At 59.0% G+C, this 17,105-nt stretch carries 18 protein-coding genes; 13 read left to right on the plus strand and 5 right to left on the minus strand.

Going from position 1 to position 17,105, the window contains the following annotated elements:
- Positions 1-320 precede the first annotated feature (320 nt).
- Entirely contained in the window at positions 321-1,736 is a 1,416-nt protein-coding gene (gene dnaA, locus FTW19_RS02335) for a chromosomal replication initiator protein DnaA (protein ID WP_147646139.1), read from the minus strand.
- 436 nt (positions 1,737-2,172) lie between these two features.
- On the opposite strand from dnaA, the gene rpmH reads away from it, so the two are divergent.
- From rpmH to FTW19_RS02370, 7 genes are all read left to right on the plus strand, one after another.
- Entirely contained in the window at positions 2,173-2,328 is a 156-nt protein-coding gene (rpmH, locus tag FTW19_RS02340; RefSeq protein WP_147646140.1) for a 50S ribosomal protein L34, read from the plus strand.
- A gap of 18 nt (positions 2,329-2,346) precedes the next feature.
- The gene (locus FTW19_RS26235) at positions 2,347-2,730 is read left to right on the plus strand and encodes a cupin domain-containing protein (RefSeq protein WP_147646141.1); all 384 of its coding nucleotides are present in this window, start codon (positions 2,347-2,349) and stop codon (positions 2,728-2,730) included.
- A gap of 129 nt (positions 2,731-2,859) precedes the next feature.
- Positions 2,860-3,216 (plus strand): ribonuclease P protein component, encoded by a 357-nt coding sequence (rnpA, locus tag FTW19_RS02350; protein WP_147646142.1) that lies wholly within the window; start codon positions 2,860-2,862, stop codon positions 3,214-3,216.
- Positions 3,213-3,452: a membrane protein insertion efficiency factor YidD gene (yidD, locus tag FTW19_RS02355; protein WP_147646143.1), complete on the plus strand. Its 240-nt coding sequence runs from the start codon at positions 3,213-3,215 to the stop codon at positions 3,450-3,452. The genes rnpA and yidD overlap by 4 nt, the downstream gene beginning before the upstream one ends.
- Before the next feature lie 161 nt (positions 3,453-3,613).
- Complete coding sequence (gene yidC, locus FTW19_RS02360; protein ID WP_147646144.1) at positions 3,614-5,350, plus strand: membrane protein insertase YidC; 1,737 nt, start codon at positions 3,614-3,616, stop codon at positions 5,348-5,350.
- Positions 5,351-5,374: 24 nt separating this feature from the next.
- Positions 5,375-5,989 carry a protein jag gene (locus tag FTW19_RS02365; RefSeq protein ID WP_147646145.1) on the plus strand — a complete coding sequence of 205 codons (615 nt, stop codon included), beginning with the start codon at positions 5,375-5,377 and terminating at the stop codon, positions 5,987-5,989.
- 229 nt (positions 5,990-6,218) lie between these two features.
- On the plus strand, positions 6,219-7,265 hold the full coding sequence (locus FTW19_RS02370) for a metallophosphoesterase (protein WP_147646146.1): 1,047 nt from the start codon (positions 6,219-6,221) through the stop codon (positions 7,263-7,265).
- Between the two features lie 17 nt (positions 7,266-7,282).
- Here the strand turns inward: FTW19_RS02370 and FTW19_RS02375 are convergent, their stop codons facing one another.
- Complete coding sequence (locus FTW19_RS02375; RefSeq protein WP_147646147.1) at positions 7,283-7,993, minus strand: phytanoyl-CoA dioxygenase family protein; 711 nt, start codon at positions 7,991-7,993, stop codon at positions 7,283-7,285.
- On the minus strand, positions 7,993-10,023 hold the full coding sequence (gene thrS, locus FTW19_RS02380; protein ID WP_147646148.1) for a threonine--tRNA ligase: 2,031 nt from the start codon (positions 10,021-10,023) through the stop codon (positions 7,993-7,995). Before thrS ends, FTW19_RS02375 begins: the two co-directional genes overlap by 1 nt.
- A gap of 669 nt (positions 10,024-10,692) precedes the next feature.
- Here thrS and FTW19_RS02385 point away from each other — a divergent pair.
- A complete protein-coding gene (locus FTW19_RS02385) occupies positions 10,693-10,968 on the plus strand; it encodes a hypothetical protein (protein ID WP_147646149.1) in 276 nt (91 codons plus the stop codon).
- Positions 10,969-11,082: 114 nt separating this feature from the next.
- Here FTW19_RS02385 and FTW19_RS02390 read toward each other — a convergent pair whose 3' ends face one another.
- Positions 11,083-12,855, minus strand: a complete 1,773-nt coding sequence (locus FTW19_RS02390; RefSeq protein ID WP_147646150.1) for a M20/M25/M40 family metallo-hydrolase — start codon at positions 12,853-12,855, stop codon at positions 11,083-11,085.
- Positions 12,856-13,269: 414 nt separating this feature from the next.
- Here FTW19_RS02390 and FTW19_RS02395 point away from each other — a divergent pair, with 414 nt between their 5' ends.
- Positions 13,270-14,358 carry an IS110 family transposase gene (locus FTW19_RS02395; protein WP_246153538.1) on the plus strand — a complete coding sequence of 363 codons (1,089 nt, stop codon included), beginning with the start codon at positions 13,270-13,272 and terminating at the stop codon, positions 14,356-14,358.
- 328 nt (positions 14,359-14,686) lie between these two features.
- On the opposite strand, the gene FTW19_RS02400 is transcribed toward FTW19_RS02395, so the two are convergent.
- On the minus strand, positions 14,687-14,986 hold the full coding sequence (locus FTW19_RS02400; RefSeq protein WP_147646151.1) for a hypothetical protein: 300 nt from the start codon (positions 14,984-14,986) through the stop codon (positions 14,687-14,689).
- Between the two features lie 22 nt (positions 14,987-15,008).
- Here FTW19_RS02400 and FTW19_RS02405 point away from each other — a divergent pair, with 22 nt between their 5' ends.
- From FTW19_RS02405 to FTW19_RS25670, 4 genes are all read left to right on the plus strand, one after another.
- Positions 15,009-15,770, plus strand: coding sequence for a hypothetical protein (locus FTW19_RS02405; RefSeq protein ID WP_147646152.1), 762 nt, complete (start codon positions 15,009-15,011; stop codon positions 15,768-15,770).
- A 4-nt stretch (positions 15,771-15,774) separates the two neighbouring features.
- Positions 15,775-16,047, plus strand: a complete 273-nt coding sequence (locus tag FTW19_RS02410; protein WP_147646153.1) for a hypothetical protein — start codon at positions 15,775-15,777, stop codon at positions 16,045-16,047.
- A gap of 23 nt (positions 16,048-16,070) precedes the next feature.
- On the plus strand, positions 16,071-16,667 hold the full coding sequence (gene ruvA, locus FTW19_RS02415; RefSeq protein WP_147646154.1) for a Holliday junction branch migration protein RuvA: 597 nt from the start codon (positions 16,071-16,073) through the stop codon (positions 16,665-16,667).
- A gap of 65 nt (positions 16,668-16,732) precedes the next feature.
- Positions 16,733-16,969, plus strand: coding sequence for a hypothetical protein (locus FTW19_RS25670; protein ID WP_187143216.1), 237 nt, complete (start codon positions 16,733-16,735; stop codon positions 16,967-16,969).
- Positions 16,970-17,105: the final 136 nt, after the last annotated feature.

A 17,105-nucleotide genomic window follows, 5' to 3' on the forward strand; every position in this document is an offset into this window, starting at 1 on the left:
ATTCTCCGATGTAATGGACAGGGAATGCTGACGCAAGGTCTCCTCGATCTCCTCACGGGACATACCTGTGTGTAACACCGATCGCAACGATGTCATATGCGACGCTACAACACGCTCTTCTCTCTGACGCCGAACCGACTCTTCAAAGGCCATATATGCGATAAATGCCACCGCTATGAGCAATAGAAAGACGCCGGTGAATATGACGTTCCTTCGCATACAGCAGAAGCTACGTCGTGACTCGGTCAGATGTTCCCGGATGAACGGTCAAACAAAAAAAAGGCCACCATCCGGTGGCCCTTCTCTCGTATGGAACGCGCTCAGTTCAGCGTCTCCATCAGCTTGTTGATGGTGCGGTTCAGATCCTTATCCGTCCTGCGCTGTTCGTCGATCTTGGCAATCGAGTGCATCACCGTCGTGTGATGTTTGCCGCCGAACTGGCGGCCGATCTCAGGCAGCGAAGCCTCAGTCATCTGCTTGGCCAGGTACATCGCAATCTGGCGCGGAACCACGATCTGGCGGGAGTTGTTCTTCTGCTTCAGCTCTGCCACACGCATGCCGAACTGCTCGGCTACCGCGCGCTGAATCGCCTCGATCGTAATCTTCCGTACCTGCGTATCGATGAACTGCTTCAAGCATTGCTGTGCTGTCGGTAGAGTGATCTCCACGCCATGCAATGAGCACCATGCGATCAGGCGTACGAGCGCACCTTCCAGCTCACGCACATTGGTGCGCACATTCGACGCAATGAACAGCGCCACATCGGTCGGCAGAGGCGTGTGTTCGCTCTCTGCCTTCTTCTGCAGAATGGCAACCTTGGTTTCGAGATCGGGCGGCTGAATGTCGGCAATCAACCCCCACTCAAAGCGCGAACGCAGACGGTCTTCAAAGTCAGCCAGCTCTTTGGGCGGACGGTCCGACGCGATGACGATCTGCTTCATCGACTCATGCAGCGCATTGAAGGTATGGAAGAACTCCTCCTGCGTACGCTCCTTGCCGGCCAGGAACTGGATATCGTCGATCAGCAGCACATCGACGTTGCGATACTTGTCGCGGAAGCTGGTCATCTTGTCGTAGCGCACCGAGTTGATCATCTCGTTGGTGAACTTCTCACCCGAGACGTAGCTGATGGCCGCATGCGGATTGCGGCGCTTCACCTCGTGGCCAATGGCCTGCATCAGGTGGGTTTTGCCCATACCCACGCCGCCGTACAGGAAGAGCGGGTTGTACGCCTTCGAAGGACGCTCGGCGACTGCAAGCGCGGCTGCATGAGCGAACTGGTTGCCGCTGCCGATGACGAAACCGTCGAAGACGTAACGCGGGTTCAGTTGCGCTGCTGTGTTCCAGTCAAAGCGCGACTGCTCCGGAAGGTTGGTACTCTGCCGGGCATTGTTGTTGCGGGCGTTGGTCAGCGAGCGGTCAGGCTGTGGCGCAAATCCGCCGTCCTCGCGCACCTTGGGGAGCGAGGGGTCTTCCTGCGGTGTCACAAAGAGCACCTTCTCAACCTCGAGGCCGAGGTTGTCGATTGCCTCCATGATCAGATTTTCGTAACGATCCCCCACATGCTGAAACTCGGTCGAGGGGATACGGACGTACAAGGTCTTGCCGTTGATATGCGAGAAGCGCGTGGGCTTGAACCAGGTGTCATAGGACTGCCGGTTCACTTTCTTCTGCAACGCTTCAAGGATACGGACCCAGTGATTCAAAACAACGGTAGCAGTCGGTGCAAAGGACATGTCTTTCCTATTCGGTCCGAACGGCTGTCTGACACAACGGGATCCCAGGAAGAAGCGAGAAACAGCAAACGGTCACCCTTGCCTGCTTGAGGAAATCTCATGCGGGTGAGGGGGAAGAGCGTTTGCTGGAAGCTCTGCGCTGCGCGGCGCGAGAGGTTGTTTCCTTGAGGGTCCTGCGTGGTGAAAAAGACAGCCGATGAACTGTCGTGTCTCTATCGAACAGTGCCGATAGTAGCATGTTGAACCGGGCCTAATTCAAGCGGCATTCACCAATTAATTTTCAGTTGCACCATGCATTGTGAAACTTCTCCCCGGCGCTCAAAAAGTGTGAACGAATCTGAGTCCGAAGGCAGACTTAGCTTGGCCGAAAGTGGAAATCAGGGTAGAATAAAGAGCTGTTGCAACTTCAAGGATTTGATGTAGGAGAGGCTATCCCATGCCCAAGCGTACCTTTCAACCCAACCGCCGCCGCCGCTCGAAGGTTCATGGCTTCTTGAGCCGTATGGCCAGCAAGGCCGGACGCGCCGTTCTGAGCCGCCGCCGCGCCAAGGGCCGTCATAAGATCGCCGTCAGCGCCGGTTTCCGCGACTAGTTTTACCCCGTTCTCCCCATGCAGCCCGGCCCCATATCGCTGGAGCAAGCATGCGCGAAGCTGGCCGAACTTTGGTCGCCGCGTGTCGTAGGCCGGGTTAATGATCAATACGTCAAGGTAGCGAAAGTCCAGGGGGAGTTTCCCTGGCACACGCATGAACGCGAGGACGAGATGTTTCTCGTCCTCCGCGGACGTCTGCGCATCGGCCGCGAAGCTGCCGACGGCGGACCCGTCTCCGTCGGTCCCGGCGAGTTCTTCGTGGTTCCTCGTGGCCTTCGCCATAACACCGCCGCCGAAGAAGAGACCTGGATCGTACTCATCGAGACCGTCACCACCGAACACGCCGGTGACGAGAAGACCGATCTGGCCCGCAGCCTGGAAGAACAGCTCCGTCCTCTCTGAGGAACCGAACGCCTAAAGCAATTCTTCTAATGGTGTTGAGTGGAGTCCTGGGTGCTTGCGCCGTTTTCCTTCAAAGAAAACGGCATTCGCAGATTTATCCAGAGCTACAGTATTAGGAGAATTGCTCTAATGTACGCCGATCTCCGTCTCCGCAAACACGCCGACTTTCAGAGCGTGTATGGCCGCAGCCGCAAGCAACACGCGCGGCAAATGGCCTACTTCTTCGCCCCCCGCGAGGATGAGGGTACAGGTCCGCGCGTCGGACTCACCGTCGGCAAAGTGATGGGCAAGGCTCACGACCGCAACCGCATCAAACGCCGGCTCCGTGCCGCCATACGAGCCAATGCTGCCCTGCTCACCTCGCCGGTTGACGTCATCCTGCATCCCCGGCGCAGCGTACTCGAGGTGGAGTTCGAGAAGCTGAAGGCCGATGTCGCCGACGTCTTCCGTGCCGTTCAGCGTTCAGCCTCCAGGGCCCGGTCATGAGCTGGCTGCTCCGCGGTCTGTTCACCGTCTACCGCTGGACGCTCTCTCCTCTGCTGCACAGCTTCGGCCTCGGAAACTGCAAATATCAGCCGACCTGCTCTGAGTACGCGGAGGTCGCCCTTTATCGCCATGGTGTCTTCAAAGGCACTGCCCTCGCCCTCTGGCGGATTCTCCGCTGCAATCCCTTCAGTAAAGGCGGCCTGGACCCGGTTCCCGAGACAAAGCATCCCAGGTAAAAGCAGTTGCTGCCTCATGAATGGTGCGTTTCGTAGTGTGTATTCAGGCACCGTTTGCAAGCAAACAATTCCCTTCCCCAATACAATGGAAATGAGCGATTTTGCGCCTAAAATCACGCGCCCGCTCGCAGGATCTACTCAGGAAGAGAGTCGAAGTCTCCTTGGCAGAAATCAAGAATCCCAATCAGCAGGCAAACGCTGGCAGTTCCACCACAATGCTGGTGATGATGGTGGTCTTTCTCGGTGTGTTCTTTGGCCTTCGCTACTTCGGCCCAAAGAAGCAGCCTACGCCGGCCACCCCCGCGCAGCAGCAACAGGCCCAGCAGCACCAGGAGGCCTTGCAGCAGGCGACTACTACGGCCGTAGCGAACCCCACCGCCGCATCGGTTGCCGCTGAAGGTGAGCAGACGACGACGATCGAGAACGCCGTCTACCGCATCACCTTCACCAATCGTGGAGCCCAGGTCACCCACTGGATCCTCAAGGACTACAAGGACTCCCATGGAGCGCCTCTGGATCTGGTCCACAAGACCGTAGCCGCGAAGTACGGTTATCCGCTCTCACTCTACTCGTATGACACCAGCGCGATGGCGAAGGTGAACAGCGGTCTCTACGTCGCTTCTGCCACCGGCAATCTCACTGCTCCGGCGACGCTGACGTTTACCTACGCTACCGGCGGTCTGGAAGTGAAGAAGACCTTCACCTTCGATAACAGCTACGTTCTCGGTTCACGCATTGAAGTGAAGCAGAACGGAGCTCCGGTCCGCGCTTTGCTTACCTGGCCGGGCGCCCTTGGCGATCAGGAAAACACCTCGCACCACACTTATGATCAGGTGGATACCTCGCAGAACGGCAGCGAGACCCACTTGGCTGCCAAGAAGGTGAGCGGAGGAAACACGCTGAACGGTCCGTTCGACTGGGCTGGAATCAGCGATCCATACTTCGCCGCGATCTTCCTTCCCGAGAATCCCGCAACCGCCACCATCGTTACGCTGAGCCACCCGATCGATGTCTCCAAGGACGGCGACGGGAAAAACCTGATATCGATCCCGGCTCTTGGCGTCGCAGCAGGCGACATCAGTGGTTTCTCATCCGTGCGTCTCTTCGCCGGACCGAAGGCCGTCAGTGTGCTGAAGAACGTCAAGGCTGCCGACGGTAAGACGACGCTTGAGCCGCTGCTGGACTTCGGCTTCTTCGGGGTGATCGGTAAGTATCTCTTCCTCGCCCTGCAGGCCGTGCATAAGTACGTTCCCAACTGGGGCTGGTCGATCATTGTTCTCACGGTGATCATCAACCTGATTCTTCTGCCGCTGCGCTACAAGACCATGCAGTCGGCGCTGAAGATGCAGCGCATCCAGCCGCAGATGGACGCCATCAAGGCCAGGTACGCCAAGTACAAGGTCACTGATCCTAAGCGTGGAGAGATGAATGCGGAGATCATGGAGCTGCAGAAGCGCGAGGGCGTGAATGTCTTCGGCGGCTGCCTGCCTACACTGATCCAGCTTCCCTTGCTCTTTGCCTTCCTGGGTATGCTTCCCAAGGTCGTTGAGCTTCGCGGAGCGCACTGGTACTGGCTGCACGACCTCACTGCAGCCGATCCGTATCACATCCTGCCCATCATCATGATCGTCTCGCAGTTCCTGATGCAGTTCTATACGCCCTCACCCGGCATGGATCCTGCACAACAGAAGATGATGGCCTTCATGATGCCGGCCTTCTCCGGCTACATTACCTGGAACTATGCCTCCGGCCTGGCCCTCTACTGGTCAATCGGTAACCTCATCGGAATCATTCAGCAGCAGGTGATGAACCGCACCAGCCTTGGCCGCGAGATGAAAGAGCTGGCCGCCAAGCGTGCGCGCCGTCGCCAGCCGGCAACCATTCAGGGCCGTCGCTAGAGCGGCCGCTCGAGGAACAGAACCATGGAAGATCTTTCCCAGGCTGCAAAGAAGGTAGCTGCGTTTGTGCAGACGCTGACCACCACCGGTGGCATGCGTCTGAAGTACCGCATCACTGCCGGCGCCGGAGCCTCTGATCCGGACGGCCTCGAACGGCGCGACATCTATGTCGAGCTTGCCGGCCCCGACGCGGCCCAGTTGACCGAGCGCAATGGCGAGGGACTGCGCGCTCTCGAACATGTCGCAGCGAAGATCCTGCGTCTTGAGCCCGAAGAGCACGACCGCATCTCCTTCGACGCCAATGGCTTCAAGGCGGAGCGGGCACGTGATCTGCGCGAGAGCGCGGAAGACGCAGCCGAACGCGTTCGCGAGAGCAACCGCCCCTACAGCTTCCCTCCCATGAGCAGCCGCGAACGCCGCATGCTGCACATGGCGCTCAGCGAACACACCGACCTGCGCACGGAGTCCAGCGGCGAAGGCCGCGACCGCTTCGTCGTTCTCTATCCGGCCGACTACCAGGGCACCGTCCGCGCTCCACGCCGCGATGACCGTGGCGGCTATGGTCGCGGCCGCGGTGGACGTGGCGGCAATGGTGGACGCAGTGGTGGCGGACGTGGCGGTTACGGCCGCCGCTACTAAACAACACACACGTATCAACCCGACAGGCGGCCATCAAGGGCCGCCTGTCGCGTTGATGGATAAAACCTCATATGCCGCTGACCCCGATATGCGATACCTGCGTGGGGATGGGTTGAGCACGCTTACGGCCCACCTGAAAACGATGGACGGCATCTATCTACAGCAGTGACCGGTGCTCAACCGGAGTGGGACAACATCTCACCTCTGTTCGAGGGGAGACATCTCTTTTATGGCTGTGCGGGACCATCCCGACATACCCGCCGTCAGTAGGCGGCGTTTTCTCAAGCAGACATTTGCTTTCAGCGCCCTTGCGGCAGTTACCAGCCCACTGCTGAGATGCGGTTCCGGCTCGCACACGGAAGACCAGCATCCGGGCAATGATGCCGAGGCCGCGGATTTCCTTGTTATCGGCGATTGGGGAACCGGCGATGACAATCAGGCCCTGGTCGCCACTGCCATGCAGCGCTACGTCACACAGCAGAACATCACCACGGGCGCCATGCTGATGATTGGCGACAATTTTTATACGCCGATGGACGATGGCGCGAACGACAGACGCTGGCAAACCCAGTTTGAACAGATGTACCCTGCCGGAGTCTTCAACTGTCCCGCGTATGCCATACCGGGAAATCACGACTATGAATACCTGCCCATCCCCAAGTATCCGGCCGAGTTGGAATATGCCCAAAAGGCAGGCACTCGCTGGACGATGCCGTCACAGTGGTATCGCGCTACCTTCCCAACGGCCAAGCCGCTCGTGACCTTCCTTGCCCTGGACAGCAATATGCCATTTGGCAACGACGTTACCCGTAAGGGTACGTTCTATTGCATGACTGAACAGCAACGTCTTGACCAGCTAGCCTGGCTCAAAGATGAGCTGGCGAAGCCGCTCACCACACCCTTTCTGGTGGCCTTTGGACATCACCCGATCTATTCCAACGGCATGTACGGCGATTCACCGATACTGATGCAGGATTGGGATCCGCTGCTCCGCTCCTTCGGTGTGCATGTCTATCTATGTGGACACGATCACGACCTGCAGCACCTGGAGTTTGCCGGACACCCCACATCCTTCGTTCTCTCCGGTGGTGGCGGCGCTCCGTTATATCGCATCCTGACCGATGAATCGGTGCGCGGCCCCTACGCTGTACAGATCAACGGCTTCAGCCATGTGACGGTCACACCGTCCTTGATGACGCTTCGACACGTCGATCTGAACGGGAATGTCGTCCATGCATTTACGAAGACCACCGATCACAAGGTCACGATTCTTTGACTGATGATCCATCCGAATCAGCGATTCGCCCAAGACGTGAGCGTTTGCGTTTCACGCCATTCAAGCCCACATGGCAACTCCACGGCCGCGTAATCAAGGTGAATCACGCGCCTATGATGCGGTGAGGTCGACGGGGATGATGCATGTAGTAGCAATGGCCGCATCAACAGTGCACTTCCTTGCGGAGCTTCGCAGATAACAGGAGGCTGCATTGTTAGCTTCTCTGTCTCCGCTGTACTGAGTTTGCCGCTGCGATGCGAGCCAGGAATCACCTTTAATGCTCCATTGCTTGCCGGGCAAGGATCAAGGTGCAGCCGCACGGAGATCATCTGTTCCAGAATCTCCGCGGGTGGTTGGACGTGCAGCACGTCTGTCTTTAAAGACCACGGCCCATACCCCTCACACTCAATCCGTTCGCGTACCGCAATAGTGACATCCTGATGCCACGGCACCTTCCAGTTCGCATCTGGTGTCTTATCAAAAAGAATCGCTCGCACAACTGCAAAACGATTGCCCAAAACAGGCGCCACAAGCGCACGCATAGCCTCAGATTCAGCCAGTGTTCGAACCTCGGGAATAACGTCCATCAGGTTGCGTACACCACCGCGCAATGCCTCTGGCATGGCTTCCGTGGAGACCGCGTCGATCAACGCTTCCACCTGAAACGGCAAGAGCACGTCTTCGACAATCGCGAAGCCGTGCTCTCGAATCTGTTCGGCGATCTGCATTACAGTGTCGGCGACTTCGACTCCAGCAGCCCCTGTGTACGCGTAATGAACTCAGCCAGCGACACGCTGCCCTGGTCGCCCACGCCGCGGGTACGCACGCTTACCGCCTCACTGGCTGCTTCCTTATCGCCCATCACCAGCACGAACGGAATCTTCTGCAGCGTGAAGTCGCGGATCTTCGCATTCATCTTCTCGTTGCGCAGGTCCAGCTCCACTCGCAGGCCGGCAGCCTCAAGCTTTTGCTTCACCTGCTCGGCGTACGCGTGGTGCTTTTCGCTGATCGGTACCAGGCCAATCTGCACCGGCGACAGCCACAGTGGGAATGCGCCGGCATAGTGCTCGATCAGCACGCCGAAGAAACGCTCCACGCTTCCAAACAGAGCGCGGTGCACCATCACCGGCTGATGGCGCTCGCCATCCTCACCGACATACTCCAGCTCAAAGCGGCGCGGCAGGTTGAAGTCGAACTGCACCGTCGAGAGCTGCCATAGACGGCCCAGTACATCGACGAGCTTCACATCGATCTTCGGTCCATAAAAGGCGGCCTCTCCCGGGAAGGTCTCGAAGCTCAACCCGCGGCCTACCAGTACTTCCTGCAGCGCTCCCTCGGCGTGTGCCCAGTCATCCGCGGTTCCGAAAAATTCGCCCGGCTTATTGGGATCGCGAGTCGACAGCTCCACGCGATACTCCGAGAAGCCGAAGGTCTTCAGTACCGACTCCGCAAAATCAAGGCACGCCTCAATCTCGCCCTTGACCTGGTCCGGTGTGCAGAAGATATGCGCATCGTCCTGCGTAAAGCCGCGCACGCGCAGCAGGCCATGCATGGTGCCGCTGCGCTCGAAGCGATACACATTGCCCAGCTCCGCATAACGGGCCGGCAGATCGCGATAGCTCTTCGGGGTGGATTTGTAGATCAGGATGTGGCCCGGGCAGTTCATCGGCTTGACGCGATACTCCGCGTCATCCAGCTCCATCGGCGGGAACATGTCCTTCGAGTACACACCATCGTGGCCCGAGATCTTCCAGAGCTCACGCTTCATGATGTGCGGCGTAAACACCAGGTTGTAGCCGCGGCGAAGACATTCCTCGCGCATCCAGTCTTCCATCGTCTTACGGATGATGCCGCCCTTCGGATGCCAGAAGATCAGGCCCGATCCGGCGACCTCCTGAATGGAGTACAGGTCGAGCTGCTTGCCCAGCACACGATGATCGCGCGCCTTGATCTCCTCCAGGTGCTTGAAGTGCGCTTCAAGGTCCTTCTTGTTGTAGAAGGCCGTGCCATAGACGCGCTGCAACTGCGGATTCTTCTCATCGCCCAGCCAGTACGCTCCGGCCAGGTTCGTGACCTTGAACGCCTTCACCCGGCCAGTCGAGGGCACGTGCGGCCCACGGCAGAAGTCGACGAAGCTCCCGTTCTTGTACAGCGAAACCTGCTCGCCATCTTTGGTGAACTTCTCCACGAAGTGCTGCTTCATGAAGTCGCCGTTCGCCTTGAACTCTCTGAGCGCCTGTTCGCGTGGCTCGTACTCGCGCACAAACTTCTCATCGCGCGTCACTACCTCGGCCATGCGCTGCTCGATCTTCTCCAGGTCTTCCGGAGTGAACGGCTTTTCGCGATAGAAGTCGTAGAAGAAGCCGGCGTCGGTGGCCGGGCCATGACCCAGCTTGGTCTCCGGAAACAGCTCCAGCACCGCGGTCGCCATCACGTGTGCGGCCGAATGGCGGACGACCTTCAGCGCCTCCGGTGCATCTTCCTTCAGCAGCCACAGGGCGACATCCTCGTTCAGGGGAGCGGAGAGATCCACCAACCGCTCGCCGCTCTCATGTGCGGCATACATGGCATCTTCGCTGCCTGTTTCGGTGGCCGTGCTCTCCGTAGTGGCCGTCGTCAGCGGGCGAATCTTTGCCACGACTACTGCGGCGGCAAGGCGCGGAGAGATGCCGTTGGCGACATCAAGCGGTGTGGTGCCCTTGGGCACCTCGCGCACGGAACCATCAGGAAGCTGGATGCGGATATTCTCAGGACTCACGTTTAACAGGATATTGGTTCGGCTCCCATAGCGTCGAGATTTGGGCGCCAGAACGCGTCTGCCTCAAAAATTTCAGTTGCAGCCACTCTGGCCCCGGGTGTATTGTCAGGTCACTTCGCAGGACATACCCGCCCAGAGTAGACGGGCCGAGTTCCGACTGCCGGGGACGGGTTTGAAACCATCTTGCGAAGATTGCGTCTTTTGCACTAGAGCCGGAATACCGGCGCGAAGGACGAGAGAAACACGCCGACGAGCGCTCTGCAGTTAGGCCTTACCCTCCCGGGTGGTACGCGCGATGCTCTAAGGGCCGGTGATGCATTGCGGCTTTTATGTACGAGAGCCGACGTTTGCAGCACCATTTGGGGCATACCCGTTACCAATGGCACTTGCAGTACGGCAGAAACCGCTTCCAGCGGATCGAGTAATGCGATAAGAATTTCAGACAATTAATTAACCGTTTGGAGGCAACAAAAAAGCGGGAGTTGGCGTTTTATATAGTCATACAAGCGCGGTTAGACCACCCGCGGCCCAAACTCTCCCCCAAACGATGTACCGCCGAACGCGCAAGTGGCATGGAGCAAGGCCATCTCACGGCGTACATTCAACGTTGTTAATCAGATCAGATCGAAGGAACGAAACGTCGTTCAAGGATTTTTAAGGAGCGGACCAATGCAGGTACTTTGCAAAGCATCCACGATGGCAAGCGATATTCAGTGCAGCGTGTGCGGACAGAACTTCCAGGTCTTCTGGGAGCGCACCAATCCGACTGAGCGGGAGGCTGCCCGCGAGGAGATTCTCGCCGCTTTGAAGGCGCAGCACACCACGGATCGCGGGACGGATGCTCATCGTGCGTGTTTCAACCTGCCGGAATGGAATGGCTCGCCGAAGTACTCCGGTGCTGCCCTGTTGGGCAACGCCCCGGCAACCACCTTCCAGGCTGCGTAGCTGTCACCGCTTCTCCCAGGAAGTGGCGGGCGGAAACTTTGTGTTTTCGCCCGTTTTCTCTTTAACAAGAGGACCCCACGCCCAAGGCGTGGGGTCTTCTCGTCTTGCCAGGATCTACTTCTTCTCAACGGCGTTCGGGAAGAGCCCCGGAATCGGCGCATCCTTCTGCTTATTCAGCTCCGGATGCGGGAAGCCCTTACGCGGCAGCATCGCCTCGCGCTCGCTGGTGTTATAGAGGAAGATCGCCTCAATGATCGCAGCCTGTTCCAGATCAGCCTGATGCAGCCGCTCGTAGGTGTCCATGTTGGAGTGGTGCGTGCGGGTGTCGTAGTCCATCGGGTCCTGGATGAACTGGAAGCCCGGCAGGCCCACGCCATCGAATGACAGATGATCTGTTCCGCCCGTGTTGCGGTAGCTGATGGTCGAGATGCCCAGGTCCTTCAGCGGAGCGATCCACTGCGCAAAGACGCTGCCGATGGCATAGTTTTCCTGCGTGTAGACGCCGCGCAGTTTGCCCGTGCCATTATCGACGTTGAAGTAGCCGTCCAGCGTCTCCCACTCCTTGGTGGTCTTGATCGCAGGCTGTTGCTCCGTACGCGACTGGGGTCCTCCGCCACCCGCGCCGCAGGCCGGTGCAGGACTATCCGGTCCGCCGAAGTGCGTGCGCACATAGCCGCGCGAGCCGCACAGACCCTGCTCCTCACCCGTCCACAGAGCGATCCGGATAGTGCGCTTCGGCTTGTAGCCGATCGCCTTCAGGATACGGACAGCCTCCATGGCGACAACCGATCCGGCAGCGTTATCCGTCGCGCCGGTAGCGCTTATCCAGCTATCCAGGTGTCCGCCCACCATGACGACCTGATCCTTCAGCTTCGCATCGGTACCGGGAATCTCGGCGACCGTGTTGAAGCCGTGTTCGTGATCGCCGGTGAACTTTGCCTCGATATTCACCTCGAGCTCGACGGGCACATTCGCCGCCAGCAGACGCGACAAACGGCCATAGTTCTCAATGGTCATTACGCCATTGGGAATCTTCACGGCGTTGGCCGCCGTCTGGGCCCCACGCACCAGGTTGGCTCCGTTGTCGTCAAAGATGATGCCGGTGCCGCCGCCCAGGTTTCCATCACGGCTGGGCGTAATAATCGCAACGACACCCTCGTCCGTCATCATCTTCAGCGCTTCGGCGCGCACGCGGGCGCGCTCAGCCAGCGCAGCGGGATTGAACGCCGGACCGCCTGCACGGGGCGCCGGATAGCTCTCCATCTCCTTCAGCTCTTCGTCGGTGTAGCGGCGGAAGAGGGGCTTATCCAGGTCAGGCACGGCTCGCGGAGCTCCGAAGAGCACGATCTTGCCGGCCAGCTTACCCCTGTACTTCTCGATGTCCTTTGTTTCCTGAATATCGACCAGGACGGCGTCACAGCTCACCGGGCCCTTGGTTGCCGGCGACCAGGGAGCGGCCTGGATCCAGAGCGGCTCGGGATCGGGTGAGATCATTCGCGCCCAGCTATTGATCTGCTGCCAGCCCATGCCGAACTCGCCCCAGTCTTCCAGGTGCGCATTTTCCAGGCCGATCTTGGTAAGGGTCTCCTTGGTCCACTCATTGGCCTTGGCCATGTTGGGCGAACCGGTCAGGCGGGGGCCAATGCCGTCCACCAGAGCCGATGCGAACTGCATCACACGCCCGTGCTGCATACCCTCCTCGCGGATACGCATGTAGGCATCGAGATCGATCTTCTCAACGGTGGGCTGCTCCGCCTCCCAGGCTTTCGCGGTGGCGGCGGCAGGCGCCGCCACGGGCTTCTTGTCCGCCGCGACAGACGGCAGCGCAAAAACGCTGAGAGCGGCCACAGGCACGCCCCAGCGCACAACAGAACGTACAAAATGCATTACTCAACCTCCAGGAAAGAACGCCAGATGCAGGGGATGTGATGTTGTGTTCGGATGCTAACAGGACGGACCACTGCCGAAAAGTGTTTCAACAAAACGTTTGTCTTATCGGTCGTCCAAGGATCCGGATGTCTCGACTCTCGCGGTCAACACCAAACGGGGTGCCGCGGACCTGCGGAGCAGATGTGGGCACATCAACCTGTCATCCTGAGCGAAGCGAAGGACCCGCTTTTTCCGCTGCACAAAGTGCAGCCAGTTCGCACCAAAGGTGCGAATGCCTTGCTTAAGGGGACGGCTTCAGCCGTCCCAATCACGGGTACTAAAAGAAAGCGGCTTCAGATGGGATGAGACGGCTGGCCTCGCGAAGCAGCTAAGCTGTTCGCACGCACTCGGGGTGCTCAAGGAGACCAGCCGATGAAGAAGGTTAGCAAAGCGCAGTGGTTAAAGGAAATGGGGAGTGACAGGCCAGCGCTGACGGTAGGGCTTGATTTAGGGGACCGTTACAGCCACTACTGTCTGTTGAACGCAGCGAAGGAAGTGATGGAGGAAGGTCGTATCCAGAGTACGGAGGCGGCGTTCCGACGTCATTTCGAGGGCGAGGAGCGGCAGCGAATAGCACTGGAGTGCGGCACGCACTCTCCGTGGGTAAGCCGTTTGCTCAAGTCTTTAGGTCATCAGGTGATCGTGGCCAATGCGCGCAAGATCGCGGCGATCAGCTCGAGTGAATCGAAGAACGATCGCAACGATGCCGAGCAGCTGGCTCGCTTCGCGGCGTCTGATCCTAAGTTGCTGGCGCCGCTGCTTCACCGCAGCATGGAGCGGCAGCAGGACCTGAACCTGATCCAGGCGCGGGCTACGCTAGTACGTGCGCGGACGATGCTGGTCAACGCGTTGCGTGGCCTGGTCAAAAGCGCCGGTGGCCGTCTGCCGGCCTGTTCCACCGAGTCGTTTCCTGTGCGGGTGCGGGCATCGATTCCGTCTGTGCTGACGACGGTAGCGGTTCCGTTGTTGGAGCAGATCGCGACGTTGAACCGTCAGATCGACAGTATGGAAGAACAGATCGAAAAGCTGGGTACCAGGTATCCGGAGATCGGTGTGCTGCGTACGGTTCCAGGCGTGGGTCCTGTGGTGGCGGCCACGTATGTACTCACGCTGGACCGGCCCAATATAGCAAGCAACCGTTCCGCAGGTGCGTGGCTCGGTCTGCGACCCGGACAAAGTCAGTCGGGGGACTCGGATCCGGAGTTAGGCATCTCCAAGACCGGCAACCGATATTTACGAAGTCTGCTGGTGCAGTCGGCGCAATACATCCTGGGTCGCTTCGGTCCTGACTCAGCCTTGCGTCGCTGGGGCCTCAAGCTGGCATCCAGTGGAGGCAAGAGAGCAAAAAAGCGAGCTATCGTGGCGGTGGCCCGTAAACTGGCGGTCCTGTTGCACAGCATGTGGCGCAGCGGACAGAGCTTCCAACACTTCCCTCAACCTGCAATGGCCACCGTAGCCTGAACCGCGGATCGGCCAAAGCAGAACAATCTCGTGTCCGGGTGACTGCGCTCAGCGGCTGGGCCATACAGGTCGTGCTTCAGATAGCAGCCCCAATTCATCACCATCGGGTCCCAACAGGCACCGAGTCCCTTAGCGGCTCACTGCGAGTGCGGATAGAAGCCCCGAGATGAATCCAAAACACAACCGCAACTGCAAATACAAAAACTCTATGAAGGAAAAAACTTGACCCATACAGCCGTCTCATAGAAGCCGCTGAGGGATCGGCTGGCGACGGCAAAATCCTTGCCCCGCCCACACCCTACATCTTCAACTTTCAACGTTTAACTAGCTATTTCCGGATGATCCGCTTCACCCAAAGTGTGCCCAGGAAGCTGCCAACCACCACCAGCGCGACCGCACCGGCGGGGATCCCGATCTTCATATACGCCACGGTGTAGTCCACCGCTTTGTGCGAAAAGGCACCGTAGAACAGCAGGCTGAAGATGCCCACGAAGGTCGCCGCGAAGAAGACCAGAAAACCGGAGGCCAGCGTCATCAACAGGCTGGCAAACCAGCCCAGATCGCCGAACGGAACGCCGAAAATCCGGCCGTGAGAACTCCCTGGGATTTGCTGTGCCTGCGTCATCATTGCTCCTTTAGAATAAACCGTGATGTCGGAACGTGTGCAGTCGCAACTGATTACAGCCTCGCAGGTGGCACGGGAGGCCCCCGTGCGCCAGGGAAGCAACGGCGTCTGTTACGCGGTTTATGGAGAAGCCAAGCTCGCCGGCGCCGATCTGGAACAGATCATCAATACCGTTCCCGCCGCCATGGCTGACGCGCTGAAGCGCAAGGCGTATTATTTCGTTCCCCTTGCCATCGCCGAGATGCGGGGCGATCTCGCCACCCGCGCCAATACGCCCGAAGACATCCTTATCTCGTCGGACTTCACCACCGAGCTCGGCGATCGCGCCAGTTGCCACCGCAACGTAGATTTCGGCACCTCCGAAGGCGTCTTCATCTCGGCGCGCCTGATGCATGACCGCTTCGCCCTGGCCTTCGAATTTTTCATCAATGTTGGCCATGCCTTCGTGGACCAGGCAGGTGTACCCGAAAGCTTTTCAGAGCTTGTCTGGAAGCAGGCCCAGGCCGATGTCCGCGGTGAGACCAGCCAGGACGCCTACGACAGCCGCAAGCAGGCCCGTACCAATAATGACGAAAAAGCCCGGAGTGACTTCGCGGCGCTGGCCTTCGCCGACGCCATCGCCATCTATCTGCTCTCGCTGGCGATCGACTTCGACTACGCCGAGCTCCGCGAGCGTGAGTACCCGCTACTGGCTCCTACAGCGCTGGCCGAGCGTCTGAAGCTCGTCGCCCAGCTCTTCCCGCCCAACTCTGGCTACGAGTTCGCCATCAAGTACCGCCGCCGTTAGAACGATGCGCACGAAGATCATCATTGGGGTCTTCGGCTTCCTCGGCCTCTTCGCCGGCGCCTTCAGCCTCTGGACCGCGGGCAACAGCATCCGCTACGGCATTCCTCTCGGCGGCTTCTGGACCCTGGTGACCACCATCATCTGTCCACCGGTCCATTGGCTCCGTTACGCAACCGGTCTCTGGCCTTTGCTGCTCCTGGCCAACATCGCTCTCTACTCTGTTCTCGGTCTCGTGATCGGACAGCTTCTGCCGTCAGGTAGAACAACCAGCAACTAGCCAACCAGGAACTAGCAACCACCATGATTGCTCACCTTCGCGGAACACTCCTCGCCAAACATCCCAACCAGGTCATCGTCGAGGCCGCGGGTGTGGGCTACGACGTGACTATCTCGATTGAGACCTTCACCCATCTTCCTGAAGAGGGCCGCGAGGTGAAGCTGCACATCCATACCCACGTGCGCGAGGATGCCATCTCCCTCTTCGGCTTTGTCGAACGCGATGAAAAGAAGCTCTTCGAGAAGTTGATCACCGTCAGCGGCATCGGCCCCAAGCTGGCCGTTACTGTCCTTTCCGGCCTTCCCTCGCAGCGTCTTGTCACTGCCATTCGCGCGCAGGACCACGCCACACTGACCAGGGTTCCCGGCATCGGCAAAAAGACTGCCGAACGCGTCGTGCTGGAACTAAAGGACAAGCTGGAAGAGTTCGCCTTGCCCACATCGCAGGCCTCCGCCCTGCCCGCAGGTGCAGCAACCGAAGACGTGCTCTCCGCCCTCACCAACCTCGGCTACCAGAAACCGGCAGCCGAAAAGGCCATGGAAGCCGCACTGAAGAAAGAACCGAACATCGCCGACGACTTCGAACAACTCTTCCGCGCCACCCTCGCCGCCATCCGCTAAGGCAACCACCAACTCTGGGTGCCCCGGGTCCCGGGGTCCCCAACGACCCGAGCTCGTTGGGGTGGATGTCCCGCTTTTGGGACCTGGGGCGAACTATTCGCGCCACGCGCGAACCGTCTTTTATCTGTCATCCCGCAGGTGTGAGAGCGATCTCATATGTTGCGCTGGCCACCGCAACCATCTCCACACGCCGGGCCAAGCCAGAAACGCCAACGATGGATGGAGGCGTGGAGCTGGGAGCGATCTTCTCTTCGCCTGTATTGGTCCATCGACCCGGACCTGCAAGCTATGTATCGCCGTAAGATCGTAGAGGGAACTATGCGAATGAACCGCAGTGGCGTCACACGGTGCGAAGAGTCGGCAGTTTCCACACTGGTTGCGCGGGCTGGCTTTGCACCCTCTGTCGCACTATTTCTTGTAGAGCTTGTTTGGATTCCA

The sequence above is a fragment of the Terriglobus albidus genome (assembly GCF_008000815.1).
Lineage (GTDB): Bacteria > Acidobacteriota > Terriglobia > Terriglobales > Acidobacteriaceae > Terriglobus > Terriglobus albidus_A.